The organism is Pseudoruminococcus sp., from assembly GCF_047012705.1.
Lineage (GTDB): Bacteria > Bacillota > Clostridia > Oscillospirales > Acutalibacteraceae > Pseudoruminococcus.
Window position 1 is genome coordinate 100003 of record NZ_JBKXNW010000002.1, and the last position, 17657, is coordinate 117659.

The window sequence follows — 17657 nt, forward strand, 5'->3', positions numbered from 1 at the left end:
ATTTTAAGATTTAAGGTATTGCTTTCGGGCAATACCTTTTTTTCAGAAATCGACATATAATTCTAATATAGAAAATAACTTATATTTAAATTTGGTATAATATTATGTGATTTTTTTATTTATTTTTTAATTTTTAGAATTTGGTGATAGATTTTATGAGAATAAGACATAAACCTTGGGCAAGACCTGAACTACTTGAATGTGGTTTCTATATAGATAATCCTGATGACTATAAGGGCAGATGGGCAGAGCTTTATCCGAAAAAACAGCCGTTTCATATTGAGCTTGGCTGTGGTAAGGGCGGCTTTATGGCTCAAGCGGCTTATCTCAATCGTGATATAAACTATCTTGCGATTGATATTAAAAACGAAATGCTCGGTCTTGCAAAGCGTAATATCGTAAAAGCTTTTGAAAAAACTAACGAAAAGCCGGAAAATGTTATATTAACTATTCATAATATTGAGCTTGTTTCTAATATGCTTGGCAAGGAGGATAATGCAGAAAGAATTTACATAAACTTCTGTAATCCTTGGCCTCGTGGAAAGCATAAGAAACGCCGTCTTACACATACCCGTCAGCTTATACAGTATAGAGATTTTCTTGTTGACGGCGGAGAGATTCATTTTAAGACAGACGATGATGAGCTTTTTGAGGAAAGTCTTGAATATTTTGCAGAATCAGGTTTTGAAATAGTATATATAACTCGTGATTTACATAATTCAGGCTATGAGCCAAACCTGATGACCGAACACGAAAAGATGTTTTCTGATGAGGGCATAAAAATAAAATTCCTTATAGCGAAAAAAGCTGAGCTAAAGGAAATGCCTGTTTTGAAGAAGCCTAAGAGCGGAAAGGAAACGATTGAGGTATGAAAAAGCGGATTCTCGCTTTAATTATGGTACTGTCGATAGCTGTATTGTCGGGATGCTCGGCAAACTTTACAGACGGCGGAAATATGATGCGTCCGCCAAGACCGACTGGTGATAAGGCAGAAATTCAAAATATAATAGAAGAAAAAGCGGGCTCGGGCTTTACTTTTGTGTATCCGCAATCAGGAGAATATCGCTCGGCAGTAACTATGCAAGATTTAGATAATGACGGCTCTGATGAGGCGATTGCGTTATTTTCATCAGGCAATGAAAACGCAAAGATTAATCTTATGATTATGACAAAGCAAGACGAATCATGGAAAAGTATTGCAACTATACAAAGTAGTGCGGCAGGCGTTGACAGAATGTTTTTTGCTGATATAAACGGCGATAATAAGCTTGAACTTTTTATAGGTTGGACTTCACTCGGAAGCAACGAAAAACAAATAAGTGCATATGCCTTTGATGATGAACATAATCAGATTCGTGAGATGCCAATAGATTCAACATATAATGAGCTTGCTTGTGCGGATTTTGATAACGATAATCAGTCTGAACTAATATTGCTTACTATTGCAAATAAAGATGATGGTTCTCTTGCAAAGTTCTTTAAGTATTCTACAAATGAAAAGCGTCCTATGTTGAGTTCATCAGTACCACTTGATTCCGAGCTTACAAGAATTTCTAATGCAAGCGTTGGTATGGTGGATTCTAATACAAGAGCTTTGATTATTGATGGTGAAAGTCATAGCGGTACAATCTCAACACAGATTATTTATTGGGATAATAAAGAACAGGCTCTAAAAAATCCGCTGAGTACATTACTTCAAACCTCTTCAAATACTAATGTAACTACAAGAACAACTTCTACTATAAGCAAGGATATAAATAATGATGGTATAATCGAAATTCCGTCAGTAGCTACTATGCCGGCAGGAAATAAAGAAGATGCCACAACTATATGCAGTCTTACAACATGGAATCAATATCAGCTAAAGACAAACTCCTTTAAGGTTGTTCTCAATATGGTAATTAACTATAAGGACGGATATTATCTGAAAATACCTGAAAAATGGCTTACAGATAAGAAAAATAGCTGGCCTACCTATGTTACTGCGAGAATTAATAATGAAGATAGAACACTTTCGGTATACGAGTGGCTTTCTGACGAAACAAATACAGGCTATATAGGAGATAAATTATTTACAATTTATGTATATTCAAAAAAAGAATGGGATTCCGAAAGCTCAAGTGAAAAGATTTTGTTGAGAAAAACAGATAATAGCTATTATGCCGTTAAGATAGAAAATTCTAAAAATAAACTTTCTCTTACTGAGGAAGAACTAAATGAATGTTTTATGCTGATGAGTTAAAAAATTACGAAAGGATAGGATAGGTATGAAAAATATTCTTGTTGCAGAAGACGAAACTGCCATAAGAGAATTTGTTGTAATTAATCTTGAGCGTGCAGGTTATAATGTTACGGAAGCGGACTGCGGAGAAGCCGCACTTGAAAGATATGAACAAAAGAGCGGAGATTTTGATATTGCCATTCTTGATATTATGATGCCTGGAATGGACGGACTTCAGGTCTGCAAGGAGCTAAGAAAGAGAAACGGCTCTATTGGAATTATTATGCTCACCGCAAGAACACAGGAAATGGATAAGGTTTCAGGACTTATGCTTGGTGCTGACGACTATGTGACTAAGCCGTTCAGCCCATCAGAGCTTGTTGCAAGAGTTGATGCACTTTATCGCCGAGTTGCTATCGCAGAAATGCGTACAGAAAATAATTTCAAAGAAGAAATCAGGTCAGGTGATTTCGCTCTCAATCTGCGCAATCATACACTTACAAAGCGTGGTCAGCTTATCGACCTTACACAGGTTGAATTTCAGATTATGGAATATTTCTTCTCAAGTCCGGGAGCGGCTCTCGATAGAGTGGATATTCTCCGCCATGTATGGGGAGAAAATTATGTTGGTGAAGAAAAAATTGTTGATGTTAATATTCGCCGTTTGCGTATGAAGATAGAGGATAATCCTTCCTCACCAAAAAATATAGTCACAGTATGGGGACTTGGCTACAAATGGGAGGCTTAAAATATGGGTAAGATAGTATTTATGCACTGCGATTTGGATAGCAGTGACGGCAGAACAGTTGAGGGAATAACTCTCGTAGTTGATGGTGATGTTAAGACTGTTCTTGATTATATTCTTATGGAAAAGGGCGATGAATTTAAAAGCCGTACCGAAATCGTAAACCACGCACTTATGGACGGTCTTAAAATTCTGACCGATGAAATTAAATCAAGCAAGAATGAAAATATTGCACCTAAGAAAAAATGACAATTACACGCTAAGTCTTTGAAATTGTATTCTTTTTGAATTCGGGAGGTCTGTTTTTTGAAAGGTATTACAAAAAGATGGCTTATAAACAGTATGGGCGTAATAATGGCAATACTCCTGCTGATTGTAGTTGTCTTTGCACTTTTTGTGCAGTCGTTTTATTACAACGGAATAATGCAGACCATAAGCGGTCGTTCATCAGAGCTTGCAAATATGTTTAATAAACCTGATGAATTTATCTCTACTGCGAGAGTTTATGTCGAGAATTTTCCCGATAAAGAGCTTATGGAGCTTATGGTCATAAATTCAAATGGTGATGTCGTCATAACTTCTACGGGCTTTGAACCCGATAAAGAACAGGTTATGCCTGATTATGAACAGGCTAAGTCTGAAAAAAGCGAATATGCTACTTGGACAGGCAGACTTAATTCGGGCGAGAATGTTATGGCTCTTACAAGAATGATTTATGGCAGTGACGATGAATATGTCGGTGCAGTGCGGTATATAGTTTCTCTTGAAGAGGCAGACAGACGGATATTCATAACAATATCGGGAATTTCGCTTGTTGGGCTTTTGGTGCTTTTCTTGATAATTATATCGAGTACATATTTTTTGCGTTCAATCGTCAAGCCTGTTCGTGAAATAGGCGATACGGCAAAGCGAATTGCTCAAGGTGATTTTAACGCAAGAATCGGAAAATTCTATGATGACGAAATCGGCGAACTTTGCGACACCATAAATTATATGGCAGGCGAACTCGGAAATGCTGAAAAAATGAAAAATGACTTCATTTCCTCGGTTTCTCACGAACTCAGAACACCGCTTACCGCTATTAAAGGTTGGGCGGAAACTATGCAAATGGGCGGTTCTTGTGATGCTAAGACTATGGAAAAGGGTTTGAAGATTATCGTTAACGAATCTGAACGTCTTAGCGGAATAGTCGAGGAACTTCTTGATTTCTCAAGAATACAGAATAACCGAATGGTTCTTAAAATGGATAAGATAGATATTCTTGCAGAGATTGATGAAGCTATATATATGCTCAGAGAAAGAGCTTTGAGCGAGAATAAACACCTTATATATGAAGAACCTGAAATATTGCCGGCTGTACTTGGCGATAAGAACAGACTAAGACAGGTATTTATAAATATAATAGATAATGCTTTAAAATACACACCAGAGGGTGGCATTATCAATATTGAGGTATCACAGGTTGAAGAAAATATTGTTATCAAGATTTCTGATAATGGTTGTGGTATACCGGCAAGGCATTTGTCTAAGGTTAAGGAAAAGTTCTATAAGGCAAATCAGACACAGAGAGGTTCAGGTATAGGACTTGCTGTTGCTGATGAGATAGTAAAGCTACATTCAGGAACATTGGATATTGCAAGTACAGAGGGAGTAGGAACAGTAGTTTCTATTTCGATACCGATTTTAAAGGAAGAACCAGAAGAACCGAAAGAAATAATAGTTAAATAAGCTGCTAACGGAATCGTTTGATAAGTCTTGCTCGATAATGGAAAAGTAAGTTGATTGCTGCGGAGGATTAAACTACCGATGAACTAACTGAGTTTGCCCTATCGGTAGTTCATTGGTAATTACTTCGTTTATGGCAACAAATTGCAAGGAGGGTAATAGGATTGGAAAAAAGAGAAAAAACAAAGCTGATAACCTCAATTGGCGGTCAGGCTCTTATGGAAGGTATAATGATGAGAGGTCCGAAGAAAACTGCTATTGCAGTCAGAAAGGCTGACGGGGAAATTTTGCTTGAAGAAATGGAACCTCTCGGTCTTGGTAAAAAGGCTAAAATATTCAGAGTGCCTATTATAAGGGGTATCGTTAATATGATAGACTCTTTCGGAACAGGCTATAAGGCTCTTATGAGGTCGGCAGAATTGGCAGTTGACGATGTAGAAGAAACGCCCGAAGAAGAAATGAGCAAATTCGAGAAGTGGATTGACGATAAATTCGGAGATAAATTTCTCAAAATCTTTATGGGCATTGCAATGGTTATTTCTATTGCTTTTTGCGTAGCACTATTCTTTTTTGTACCAACTTGGCTTTTTAACCTCTTGCAGATGATTCCAAATTCAGAATGGCTCGGAAGCCATATGATTTACCGTTCGGTATTTGAGGGCTTTGTAAGAATACTGCTTTTCCTCGGATATATGGCACTTTGCTTGCTTAATAAAGATGTCAGACGCCTATACAAATATCACGGTGCAGAGCATAAGACAATTTTTTGTTATGAATACGGTCTTGAACTTACTGTTGAAAATGTTATGAAGCAAAGAAGATTCCACCCAAGATGCGGAACAAGCTTTATTATAATCATACTCATTCTCGGAATATTTGTCGGTTGTTTCATACCATTTACAAATCCTTTTATAAGAACACTTACAAAAGTCCTTTGTATTCCGATAGTCGTAGGTTTAGGCTATGAACTTATCAAAGTATGCGGCAGACACGATAATATAATCACTCGTATAATTTCTGCACCGGGTATGTGGATGCAACACCTTACCACAAAAGAGCCTGACCCTGATATGGCTGAGGTTGCCATTAAGGCTATGCAGTATGTAATTCCTGAAAACGGAGAGGACAGAATCGGATGACATTGTCTGAGCTTTACAGAAAAGCAAGGTCGGATTTCCGCAACGCAGAAATAGATAGCCCGCAATATGATGCAATGTGCCTTATGGAGCATTTTTTCGGAGTGAATCGTGCAGAGCTTGTAGTTAGTGGCGATAAATCGCCAAAAGCAGAGCTTGAAGCAGAATTTCTTGCAGCTGTTGAAAAGCGTTCATCAGGCTATCCTTTGCAATATATTCTCGGAGAATGGACATTTATGGATATTCCGCTTTTTGTGGGAGAGGGTGTTCTCGTTCCGAGAGATGATACAGAGGTTTTAGTGCGAGAGGCAATAGAGCGTATCAAGGGCGTTGAAAATTCTAAAATAATAGACCTTTGCAGTGGAAGTGGAGCGGTGGCTATTGCTCTTGCAAAGGCTTATCCAAAGGCTGAAATTCTTGCGGTAGAGCTTTCAGATAAGGCTTTTACTTATCTTGAAAAAAATATAAAGTGTAATGCTTGCGAAAATATTAAAGCCATAAAGGGCGATATGTTCAAGCTTTATGAGGAATTTTCAGACAGTGAGTTTGATGCAGTTCTTTCAAATCCGCCATATATAAAATCAGATGTCATAGCAACTCTTGCAAAAGAAGTTCAGCACGAACCTAAGCTTGCACTTGACGGCGGAAAAGACGGAATGATTTTTTATAATTTTATTGCGGAAAATTGGAAAAACAAAATTAAGAAAAACGGCTTTATTGGTGTTGAGATTGGCGAAGATTTGACAAATGAGGTTGTTGAACTTTTCAAGAAAAATAATCTTGAGGATATTTATGTATTGAAAGATATGGCGGATTTGGATAGGGCAGTTTTCGGAACAGTGCGTTAAAATATCGAAAATTTGTTCTTGAAATGCTTGTCATAATTTTGATGAGATGATATAATAAATCCACGGTAAGTTTACGCACTTCCCCAAGAAACTTAAAAGTTTCGCTCGAGCCTTTTTAAAGGCTCGCAGTTTCCAAAGGCAGAGCCTTTGGTCGCTCTCCGCAGAGAGCGAAAAACTTTTGGGCGAAGCCCAACACTTGTTTTTTCTTAGGCGAACGCAGTTCGCCTTTATTGACTAATGTTGCTTACGGAAAAAATTAAGCGGTGGACGAAGTCCACCGCTTTGGAAGCAAAGAAATGTTAAGGGCTTCGCCCTTAACACCCACCAAAGGCTCTGCCTTTGGAAACCGCAAGCTTTTGAAAAAGCTTAAGCAAAACTTTTAATTGTCTTAGAAAAATTTATTAGCTAATCGGTAGTTTCCCCGACCGCGTCAACAAACTTCCATTGTGAATGTCGAGGTTTTGCTTGCAAAACCGATTCCGCGTCTTGACAGCGGAGGCACTCTGCCTTGAGCAAAACTAATTGTCTTAGGAAACTTTTAAGTTTCGAAGATAAGTGCATAAGTGTAGAAAGGAATGAATTATTGTGGCATTTGATAAAGAAAAAGCTCTTGAAACGGCACTTCGCCAAATAGAAAAACAATTCGGTAAGGGAGCAGTTATGCGTCTTGGACAAAACGCAGCTATGCAGATTGACTCTATTTCAACAGGCTCTCTCACTCTCGATATGGCTCTCGGTATAGGTGGTCTTCCTCGTGGAAGAATTACAGAAATCTATGGTCCGGAATCCAGCGGTAAAACTACACTTGCTCTCCATTGTATTGCAGAGGCTCAGAAAGCCGGCGGCACAGCGGCGTTTATAGATGTTGAACACGCACTTGACCCTGTCTACGCATCAGCTCTCGGTGTAGATATTGATTCCTTGCTAGTATCACAGCCTGATACCGGTGAGGACGCTCTTGAAATTACAGAGGCACTCGTTCGCTCCGGTGCGATTGATATTATAGTCGTTGACTCGGTTGCGGCTCTTGCACCAAAGGCTGAAATTGAGGGCGAAATGGGCAGCACTCATGTTGGTGTACAGGCTCGCCTTATGTCACAGGCTCTCAGAAAGCTTACAGGCTCAATTTCAAAGCTTAACTGCGTTGCAATCTTCATCAACCAACTTCGTGAAAAAGTTGGTGTTGTTTATGGCAGCCCTGAAGTCACTCCGGGCGGTCGTGCATTGAAGTTCTATTCAACAGTCAGAATTGATGTCCGAAAGGGCGAACCTATCAAAAACGGTAGTGAGATTATAGGTTCAAGAACTAAGGCTAAGGTTGTTAAGAATAAGATTGCACCGCCTTTTAAGGTTGCTGAATTTGATATTATGTATGGCGAGGGTATTTCTCGTGTAGGTGAACTTCTTGATTTGGCTGTTATGGCTGATGTTGTTAAGAAGAGCGGTGCGTGGTTCTCGTATAAGGAAACCCGTCTTGGACAGGGCAGAGATAAAGTCAAGGAACTTTTCAAGAACGACCCTGCTCTTGCTAAAGAAATCGAGGAGGAAACTTTAAAGCATAAGGACGAACTTCTTGGTCAGATAGCTAAAAAGCCAAAGGGCAAGGCTGTTAAATCTAAATCTGCGGAAGATGAGGAAAGCTCAGAATCAGAAAACACAAAAGATGTTCAGGCGGAAGATACAAAAGAAGAAAAATCCGACCGTATTGATGACGCAGATATAGACATTATGGTTGAATAATTATGCAGATTACAGCTATTGAGGAAAAGAAAAAGGGCTTGAGTGCCGTCTATATTGACGGCGAATATGCTATGAAGCTTGATACCTTTGCTCTTGCAAAATCCGGTGTTAAGGTTGGTTCGGAAATTGATGACGACACACTGCACGAAATTGTCATAGAATCAAATCTCAGCCGAGCAAAGGAAAAGGCTCTTTATCTTTTGGAATATCGAAGTCGTTCAAGAAGTGAGCTTATCGAAAAGATTAAACCGCTTTATGGCGATGATGCCGCAGAGGCAGCCGCCGATAAAATGGTTCAGCTTGGACTTGTTGATGATGAAAAATTTGCAAGAGATTTTGCGGAAGAACTTTTCCGCAGAAAAAAATACGCACCTAAGCGTGTAAGCTATGAGCTTTTGCGAAAGGGAATAGACAGGGAAATCATTGATGAGATTATCGAAGAATTAACCCCAGACCCCGAAGAGCAGATTCGCTCATTGCTTGAAACAAAATTCAGAAATAAACTTGGAGATATAAAAGCCCGCCGCAGAACAGCAAATGCTCTTGCGGCATTGGGATACTCCTATTATGATATAAACAGTGTATTATCAGAATATGAAGATGAATGACACTTGAGGGTATAACTATGCCCTCAAGTGCTTCTGTGCAGGAGGAATTTTTAAAATATGGCTACTAAAATCGGTATGGTAAGTCTTGGTTGTGCAAAAAACAGAGTAGACGCAGAAATGCTTCTTTTTACTTTAAAGCAAGAAGGCTTTGAGATTGTTGCAGACCCGGCTATGAGCGATGTTGCGATTGTCAATACTTGTGGCTTTATCGAAGATGCAAAGCAAGAAAGTATTGATGAAATTTTAGAGCTTGCAGAGCTTAAAAAAGAGGGTAGAATCCAAGCTATAATTGTTACAGGCTGTCTTGCTGAAAGGTATCAGACTGAAATTCTTAAGGAGCTTTATGAGATTGACGCTGTTGTTGGTATTGGTGCAAACAGCGATATTGCAAATATCGTAAGAGAAGTTCTCAAGGGCAAAAAGGTTGAGGAATTCCCTGATAAGCTATGTCTTGATATCAATGCACCAAGACTTCGCTCAACACCGTTTTATTATGCCTATCTTAAAATTGCAGAGGGCTGTGATAACTGCTGTACCTACTGTGCTATTCCAAAAATCAGAGGTAAATTCAGAAGTCGTAAAATTGAGGATATTGTTGAAGAGGCAACAGGCCTTGTCAATAACGGCGTAAAGGAAATTATTCTTATCGCACAGGATACTTCAAGATATGGCGAAGATTTATACAAAAAGCGTATGCTTCCTGAACTTTTGAGAGAGCTATGTAAAATCGACAGCGATTTCTATATAAGAGTGCTATACTGTTATCCGGACAGAATGACAGATGAGCTTATAGATACCATCGCAAATGAGCCTAAGGTTCTGAAATACATAGACCTACCACTTCAACACGCAAGTGGTAAGTTACTAAAGCGTATGAATCGTCATGGTGACAGAGAGGTTCTTACAGAGCTTATCAATAAGCTCAGAGCTAAAATTCCGAATCTTACAATCCGTACAACCTTTATAACAGGTTTCCCGGGAGAAACTGAGGAAGATTTCACAGAGCTTTCAGAGTTTGTAAGAGATATGCGTTTTGACAGAATGGGTTGTTTTGCATATTCACCTGAGGAAGATACTCCGGCGGCGGAATTTCCAGACCAGATTGATGATGATGTCAAGAAGCACCGCAGAGATATTATTATGGAACAGCAGGCAGAGATTATGGCTGAAAAATGTGAGTCTATGATTGGCAAGACCATAAAGGTTCTATTTGAAGGCTTTGACAGATACGCTGAATGTTATTATGGCAGAAGTTCCGCAGACGCACCGGAGGTAGACGGTAAGGTTTTCTTTACAGTAGACGGAAAAAAGCCGGCAGTTGGCGATATTATAGATGTAGAAATTACAGACTATATAGATGTTGACCTTATTGGAGAATATAAAGCATAATTTTTTACAGAACGAAAGGGAGTGGCTTCAAAAATGAATACGCCGAATAAACTTACAGTTTTGCGTATTATACTTGTACCATTTTTTGTAGCAGTATTGCTTTTGCCGCAGATTCCACATCATTACATAATAGCGGCAATAATTTTTGGAGCTGCTTCATATACAGACCATCTCGATGGAAAAATTGCACGAAAGAATAATCTTATAACAGATTTCGGAAAATTTGCCGACCCTTTGGCAGATAAAATAATGGTTACTGCGGCACTTGCTTGTTTTGTACAAGTAGGCTTAACGAATGCAATAATTCTTATATTGATTCTGACAAGAGAATTTATGGTAACATCAATGCGACTTGTAGCCGCAGGTAAAGGCAAGGTAGTTGCTGCAAATAACTGGGGTAAGGCTAAGACGGTAAGTCAGATTGTAGCTGTACTTCTTATACTGATTATGCAGTATATACTTGAGCTTAACACGATGGGCTGTATATCGTTTGAAAATATAGGACTTATAAGCTCGATATTTTATGTTGCAAGTGATGTTCTGATGTGGATAGTAGTTGCTCTGACCTTGATTTCCGGTATAATATATATGTGGGATAACCGAGAATTTGTCAAGAACGCTAAATAATGACAAACTGTGTTTGCCTCTCGGCAGCTATTTCCTCCGCGTTAATAAACTTCTTTTGTATTAGCTAATTGGCAAAAATCCACTAAGCAATTTTAAATAAGGACTGAAGATAATGGATTATGAACTTAAAAATGCTCCAAAGAGCAATGATACTATATTGTCTATATATAACCTTGATATTGAAAAGGCTGATTCCTCAGACGGTCTTTATGATATCCGAAAGGAATTTTTTAAAGCAAGGCATAACATAAGGGGCAGACTTACTCTAAAATGTGACGATGATACATATAAGCTTTCTTATAATATGGAGCAAGGCAAGGTCCTTAACTGGAGAAAATTTTGCGGAAATAGCCAGTGCGAAAGAACTGTTCCTTGTGAGGGTGGTTATAGAATAGAGTGTTTTGATAAATCCAAGCACCTCTATAAGAAAATATTCTTCAGTCTTGAACACGAAATCATTCGTGTAGAGTTTTTTGCTGATAACAGAGTTGTTCCGACTATGATTCTCACTCCGTCTATTGAAAATAACGAATATATCATTATAAAAACTGTGAATAATCAGGACGAGAAGCTCTATGCCTTTACTGAACGCACGGGCAAGGATATTACCAAAGAGCTTAACGGACTTACAGGCGAGCCGCAGATATTCTGTAAGACAAGTACAGGTGCATATTATTACTGCACTAAAGACGAAATTGAGGTTCGTACTGCCGCATTGAAAAAATTACTTGAAGGTCAAAACGATGAAGATGTTGAAACTGTAAAATCAGCATTTACAATAGCAGAAAACGGCGAAGGAAAGCATATAAATCTTTCCGAAGCGGAGGTTTATGAAAAAACTGACGCTAAAAAGCCTGAGCCTCAGCATATCGAAACGGCGAAAAATGCCGAAGATTCAGAAAAAACTGATAAGATTGAAAAAATCGAGAAAACAGAAAAGCATACTATCAAGGTTAAGCCGAAAAAATCTGAAAATAAAACTTCTGAAAAGGAAGATAATACTATCGTTTCAGCAGAATCCGATACCGAAATTGCAGATGAAAACGAGGAACTTCCTATCCCAAGCATAGATGACAGCGTTTTTGAAACTGTTACAAAAGATGAATTTATCGCAGAAATTTCAAAAGAAGACCAAGACAAAGAAGATGAAAATTCCGAAGACGAGGGCTTTGTTTATGAACAGGTAATTCCGCAGGAACTCAGAGAAACACTTTGTGCTTTTGCATCAGATTGTCCATATGAAAATCTTCCGAAAAAGGAAATCAAAACCGAGAAGGACAGATATTTCTATTTTGGAGAGCTTACGGACGATATGCGTGACGGCAGAGGCCGCACCGCTATGGAAAACGGTATAACAGCCTATGAGGGTCATTATAAGGACGATAAAAGAAGCGGTTTTGGTGCTTATTATTTCAAATCGGGCAATCTTTGCTATGTTGGTGCGTGGGACGAAAATAAGCGTGAAGGTCTTGGAACGGCGTATTCCATAGATGGCGCTTGCTATACAGGAAAATGGCATAATGATAAACCATCGGGTTCGGGAGCAAGCTTCAATAGCGAGGGTGAGCTTAAATATTTCGGTACATACAAGGACGGCAAGCGTGACGGTGCAGGCGTTATGACTATCGGCGAAAATGTTGTCGTAGGAATTTATCAGAATGGTAAATTTACTGGCAGAGGTACGATTTTTGCACCATCAGGAGCTTTGCTTTATAGCGGTGAAATGAATCGTGGCGAACGCTCCGGCAAGGGTATTGAATACAACGAAGACGGCACAATCCATTATAATGGCGAATGGCGTGGCGGAAGATATAACGGCAAAGGAATTCTTTATCTCACAGATGGCGGTTTCATCGAGGGTGAATTCAGATACGGTGCTGCCGAAGGTGAGGGCAAGCAGTACGATAAAAACGGTAAACTTATTTATGAAGGCTTATTTGCAAATAATCTTTCAAGCGGAAACGGCAGAGTTTATAATTCTGATGGTTCATACTATGAAGGTCGTTTCTCCGATGGTGAGGCAAACGGTCTTATGTCCGAATATACTGCAAAGGGCGAGCTTGTCTATTCAGGTGAATGGAAAAACGGAAGGCGTTTTGGCAAGGGTACTGAATATATCAAGGGCATAAAGGTATATGACGGTGAATTTTCAGAAGGCGTCTACTGCGGCGAGGGCAGACTTTACGAAGATGATTTGCTTATATATGCCGGTTCGTTCAAGGACGGCAAGAAAAACGGCTATGGTTGTGAATACGAAAAAGGTTCTATGATTTATCGTGGAAAATTCTTCGAAAACGAATATAATGGTTGTGGAATTTGCTATTCTAATGGCGAAATTTCTTGCGTCGGCGTATTCAAAGAAGGCAAAAAAGATGGAAGAATAAATGAAATTTCAAACGGAAAAATCATTCGTGAGTGCATTTATTCATCAGGTGAGCTTGTTTATATGAGAGAGTATTCCGAAGAAAACGGTGCATTGATATTTGACGGAAATGTCAGAAATGGTGTGCGTGACGGTTTCGGTGCAAGCTTCAATGAATATGGCGAAAAAAGCTTTGAGGGTATCTTTAAGGCTGGTCGTGAACAAAAGAATATGAGCGTAATTCTCCGTAAAATTGAAAAGCTTCCTAAGTGTGATGAACTTGCCGATGGTGAATACGATATGTATCGCAATGGAACAGGCTATGTTGTTGAATACGCTTTAGATGGCGGACAGTTTACGGGTAGATTAAAAAATGGGAAACCGGACGGAAAGTGTACAATACTTTATAGCGACCATAGATTTACCGGAGAATTTGTCGATGGCAGAATTGACGGCAAAGGTGTTATATATATGCTTGACGGCGAGGAAATTAAGGGCGAATTCAGAAGTGTTGAATTTGAGGGTTCAAAAAAGATAGAGCTTTCAAATAATACATACTATTATTTGAAGTAATTGTTAGCGGCGGAGCGCCTCCGCCCCCAAGACGCGGCGGAGTGCCTCCGCAGTCAAGACGCGGAATCGGTTTTGCAAGCAAAACCTCGACATTCGCAATGGAAGTTTGTTGCCGCGGTCGAAGAAATTCCCAATTAACTGCCGATTAGCTAATGCACTATCCTAAGACACTTAAAAGTTTTGCTCAAGCTTTTTCAAAAGCTTGCAGGGTTGAGGGACGGAGTCCCTCATAGGTGTTAAGGGCAACGCCCTTAACATTTCTTTGATTCCAAAGCGGTGGACTTTGTCCACCGCTTTTTTCTCTATTGTTAGCAATATTAGTCTTACAGGGAACCCCCTGCGAGGGTTCCCTACGAAAAACATTCCACTGGAATGTTTTTCTACCCTCCTGCGCTTTGAGGAGCATAAAGTGTTTCGCTCTCTGCGGAGAGCGACCAAAGGCTCTGCCTTTGGAAACTGCGAGCCTTTTAATTGTCTTTTAGAAGGTTAGTTAGTTAATCGGCAGTTTAGTTCTCCGCGTGGATAAACTTCTTAAACTAACTACGAGCGAGACTTGTCGAGCGATTCCGCGTCTTGGGGGCGGCGGCTCGCCGCCTCGAGCGAAACTTTTGATTGTCTTAGAGCAAGTGCGTTAGATAAACAGAATAATTATAAAAGTAGGTGCATATTATTAAACAGACTTATTATAAGGCGGTGGCTGTATGTACTTTATACTTAAAAAAAGAACCGTCATAATCGCAATGACGGTTTTGTTATTTGCTTTGTGTATTCCGGCGGTAATAGGGGCTTTTGGCAGTAATGAGGCAGTAGAAACCGTAGCAGAAAATACTAACTGGGGACTTGGCTTCAAGGAGGACGGAAAACCACCAACAGGCAATGCTTCTGTTGCGGATTTGGCAAAACACAATGCTTATTATATCGGAGATACCTCAAAAAATACCATCTATCTGACCTTTGATGCGGGCTTTGAGAACGGTAATACCGAAAAAATTCTTGATGCTTTGAAAAAACATAATGTCAAAGCAACTTTTTTTCTTGTAGGAAACTATATTGAAACCTCGCCTGAACTTGTCAAGCGTATGGTAGAGGAGGGGCATACAGTCGGAAATCATACATATTCACACCCTGATATGTCAAAGATTTCTGATGAGGAGAGCTTCAAAAAGGAATTGCAGTCGCTCGAATCTCTCTATAAAGAAACCACAGGTCAAGAACTTCTGAAAATCTATCGACCACCACAAGGAAAATATTGTGTCAGCAATCTTGAAATGGCTGATAAGCTCGGATATAAAACAATCTTCTGGAGCCTTGCTTATGTAGATTGGTACGAAAACAAACAGCCAACTAAAGAAGAGGCCTTTAATAAGCTTTTGAAAAGAATCCACCCAGGTGCGATTGTACTTTTGCACAGCACCTCGAAAACAAATGGCGATATACTTGATGAACTCCTTACAAAATGGGAAGATATGGGATATTCTTTCGGAGAAATCAAGGATTTAATTTCATAATGGAGGTTATTTATAATGCTCGACCAGCACTACCCGTTTACTCTGCCGCCACTGCCTTACGCCTATAATGCACTTGAACCATATATTGATACAGAAACGATGCACATACACCACGATATTATGTTCAAAAAATATGTTGATAATCTGAATATGATACTTAAAGATAATCCTATTTATCAGGATTGGAGTTTACATAACCTTATTGCTTATAGTTCCGATTTTGAGGATTTAATGGAAACTGCCCTAAAAAATAATGGTGGAGGTGTTATGAATCATTATCTGTATTTTGACGGAATGACACCTAATAAGACAGAACCAAGCCAAAACTTACGAACAGCTATTATAAGAGATTTTGGTTCTATGCAAAGATTGTGCCAAGTGATGAAAGCTGTAGCAATATCACAATTTGGTTCAGGTTATGCTTGGCTTATGTATGATAGCACCTCAAAGTTAAGAATAGTAAAAACACCTAATCAAGCCCCCCCGCCACTTCTTATTTTACAGCCATTATTGCTTATAGATGTATGGGAACACGCATATTTTCTTAAATACGAGCAACAAAGAGATAAATATTTTGACGCATGGTGTAATGTTATTGATTGGAAAAAAGTTAGTGCGAGGTATCCAGCAGGATAAATTTTTTCAAAATATTGCTAAGACTTATTGCTTGTGATATAATAAAAAGGTGACATAAAGCTGATGTTATGTGAAAAGGCTTCATTGTCACCTTTGATTATTTTTGGAGAGAAATTTATTTATGAGGATACTTGGAATAGACCCAGGCTATGCAATAATCGGTTATGGAATCATAGATTTTTTCGGTGGAAAATATAAGACACTAAGCTATGGTGCGATAACTACAAGCTCCGATACACCGTTTACGAAAAGGCTTGAGCTTATCTATGATGAGCTTGAACTTATTATTGCAAAGACTAAACCACAGGTTGCGGCAATAGAAAGGCTTTATTTTCAGAATAACCAAAAGACAGCCATTGATGTTGCACAGGCGAGAGGTGTAATAATGCTTGCCTTACAAAAAAGCAAACTGCCTGTTTTTGAGTATACCCCACTTCAGATAAAAACAGCCTTAACGGGTTATGGCAGAGCGAAAAAGCCACAAATGATGGAGATTGTAAGGCGACATCTCGGTTTAAAGGAGGTCCCGAAACCCGATGATACCGCAGATGCACTTGCAGTGGCACTTTGTCACGCACAGTCAGCCGGCACTAAGCTAAAAATGCTTTTAAATCAGAGTGGAAACACTCGTGGAACGCTCTATCCACAGGCTGACGCTTCAAAGTCTATTCTCCCGAAAAATTCACCACCGAAAAGAAAAGGATAATTTGAGATGATATATAGCTTATGCGGAACACTTATCCATGCTGAACCTACTTTTGTAGTTATTGAATGTGCGGGCGTTGGTTATAAGTGTTTGACAACCTTAAATACACAAAGGCTTTTGCCAAAAATCGGCGAACGCTGTACAATTTATACGCATATGCTCGTCAGAGATGATGCAATAGAGCTTTGCGGTTTTGCTGGTCAGGAGGAGCTAAATTGCTTTAAGCTGCTTATGTCAATAAGTGGTGTTGGTGCAAGACTTGCACTTGCCTTGCTTTCAGAGCTTCGCCCCGAACAAATTGCTATTGCGGTTTCTGGCGGTGATAGTAAAACGCTTACTCGTGCCAATGGTGTAGGAAAAAAGCTTGCCGAGAGAATTATTCTCGAGCTAAAGGACAAGCTTAAACTAATTTCGACAACATCTGCAAGTGCTTCATCAGATTTTGTACCTACTCCGCAAGCTGCTCAAGGAAATATACAAAAAGCTGTTGGAGCATTGGCAGTTTTGGGATATGCAAGCGATGATGTTTTGCCGTTTATGGCAGGCATAGACCCAGATTTGTCCGTTGAGGAAATCATAAAGCTGACATTAAAAAAGATTGGTGCGTGACCGCTTAGCTAATGCACTTGCGCTAAGACACTTAAAAGTTTCGCTCGAGGCGGCGTGCCGCCGCTGTCAAGACGCGGAATCGCTCGGTAAACCTCGCTCGTAGTGGGTATGTGAAGTTTACTCACACGGAGAACTAAACTCCCGTTTAGCTAACATACTTATCTTAGATAATTAAAAGTTTTGCTCAAGCTTTTTCAAAAGCTTGCAGTTTCCAAAGGTAGTCC

General features: G+C 39.4%; 16 protein-coding genes. All 16 read left to right on the forward strand.

The window, feature by feature from the left end:
* The first annotated feature begins 155 nt into the window (after positions 1 to 155).
* The 16 genes from trmB (at position 156) to ruvA (ending at position 17433) form a co-directional block, all read left to right on the forward strand.
* Positions 156 to 872 carry a tRNA (guanosine(46)-N7)-methyltransferase TrmB gene (gene trmB, locus ACLU24_RS02340; RefSeq protein ID WP_412610074.1) on the forward strand — a complete coding sequence of 239 codons (717 nt, stop codon included), beginning with the start codon at positions 156 to 158 and terminating at the stop codon, positions 870 to 872.
* Positions 869 to 2242, forward strand: coding sequence for an FG-GAP repeat domain-containing protein (locus ACLU24_RS02345; protein WP_412610075.1), 1374 nt, complete (start codon positions 869 to 871; stop codon positions 2240 to 2242). Before trmB ends, ACLU24_RS02345 begins: the two co-directional genes overlap by 4 nt.
* 25 nt (positions 2243 to 2267) lie before the next feature.
* Positions 2268 to 2969, forward strand: a complete 702-nt coding sequence (locus tag ACLU24_RS02350) for a response regulator transcription factor (RefSeq protein WP_412610076.1) — start codon at positions 2268 to 2270, stop codon at positions 2967 to 2969.
* 3 nt (positions 2970 to 2972) lie between these two features.
* Positions 2973 to 3215 carry a hypothetical protein gene (locus ACLU24_RS02355; RefSeq protein WP_022265633.1) on the forward strand — a complete coding sequence of 81 codons (243 nt, stop codon included), beginning with the start codon at positions 2973 to 2975 and terminating at the stop codon, positions 3213 to 3215.
* A 57-nt stretch (positions 3216 to 3272) separates the two neighbouring features.
* Positions 3273 to 4694, forward strand: a complete 1422-nt coding sequence (locus ACLU24_RS02360; RefSeq protein ID WP_412610077.1) for a sensor histidine kinase — start codon at positions 3273 to 3275, stop codon at positions 4692 to 4694.
* Between the two features lie 161 nt (positions 4695 to 4855).
* Positions 4856 to 5830: a DUF1385 domain-containing protein gene (locus tag ACLU24_RS02365; RefSeq protein WP_412610078.1), complete on the forward strand. Its 975-nt coding sequence runs from the start codon at positions 4856 to 4858 to the stop codon at positions 5828 to 5830.
* Positions 5827 to 6675: a peptide chain release factor N(5)-glutamine methyltransferase gene (prmC, locus tag ACLU24_RS02370; protein ID WP_412610079.1), complete on the forward strand. Its 849-nt coding sequence runs from the start codon at positions 5827 to 5829 to the stop codon at positions 6673 to 6675. The genes ACLU24_RS02365 and prmC overlap by 4 nt, the downstream gene beginning before the upstream one ends.
* Before the next feature lie 585 nt (positions 6676 to 7260).
* Positions 7261 to 8415 (forward strand): recombinase RecA, encoded by a 1155-nt coding sequence (gene recA, locus ACLU24_RS02375; protein ID WP_412610080.1) that lies wholly within the window; start codon positions 7261 to 7263, stop codon positions 8413 to 8415.
* Positions 8416 to 8417: 2 nt separating this feature from the next.
* Entirely contained in the window at positions 8418 to 9023 is a 606-nt protein-coding gene (locus ACLU24_RS02380; protein WP_412610081.1) for a regulatory protein RecX, read from the forward strand.
* Positions 9024 to 9080: 57 nt separating this feature from the next.
* Positions 9081 to 10412 carry a 30S ribosomal protein S12 methylthiotransferase RimO gene (gene rimO / locus ACLU24_RS02385; RefSeq protein WP_412610082.1) on the forward strand — a complete coding sequence of 444 codons (1332 nt, stop codon included), beginning with the start codon at positions 9081 to 9083 and terminating at the stop codon, positions 10410 to 10412.
* A 33-nt stretch (positions 10413 to 10445) separates the two neighbouring features.
* Positions 10446 to 11039, forward strand: coding sequence for a CDP-diacylglycerol--glycerol-3-phosphate 3-phosphatidyltransferase (pgsA, locus tag ACLU24_RS02390; RefSeq protein WP_412610083.1), 594 nt, complete (start codon positions 10446 to 10448; stop codon positions 11037 to 11039).
* A 112-nt stretch (positions 11040 to 11151) separates the two neighbouring features.
* Positions 11152 to 13974: a hypothetical protein gene (locus ACLU24_RS02395; protein ID WP_412610084.1), complete on the forward strand. Its 2823-nt coding sequence runs from the start codon at positions 11152 to 11154 to the stop codon at positions 13972 to 13974.
* Positions 13975 to 14675: 701 nt separating this feature from the next.
* The gene (locus tag ACLU24_RS02400) at positions 14676 to 15482 is read left to right on the forward strand and encodes a polysaccharide deacetylase family protein (RefSeq protein ID WP_412610085.1); all 807 of its coding nucleotides are present in this window, start codon (positions 14676 to 14678) and stop codon (positions 15480 to 15482) included.
* Positions 15483 to 15497: 15 nt separating this feature from the next.
* Positions 15498 to 16118: a superoxide dismutase gene (locus tag ACLU24_RS02405; RefSeq protein ID WP_412610086.1), complete on the forward strand. Its 621-nt coding sequence runs from the start codon at positions 15498 to 15500 to the stop codon at positions 16116 to 16118.
* A 121-nt stretch (positions 16119 to 16239) separates the two neighbouring features.
* Positions 16240 to 16824 carry a crossover junction endodeoxyribonuclease RuvC gene (gene ruvC, locus ACLU24_RS02410; RefSeq protein WP_412610087.1) on the forward strand — a complete coding sequence of 195 codons (585 nt, stop codon included), beginning with the start codon at positions 16240 to 16242 and terminating at the stop codon, positions 16822 to 16824.
* 6 nt (positions 16825 to 16830) lie between these two features.
* Positions 16831 to 17433 carry a Holliday junction branch migration protein RuvA gene (ruvA, locus tag ACLU24_RS02415; protein WP_412610088.1) on the forward strand — a complete coding sequence of 201 codons (603 nt, stop codon included), beginning with the start codon at positions 16831 to 16833 and terminating at the stop codon, positions 17431 to 17433.
* Positions 17434 to 17657: the final 224 nt, after the last annotated feature.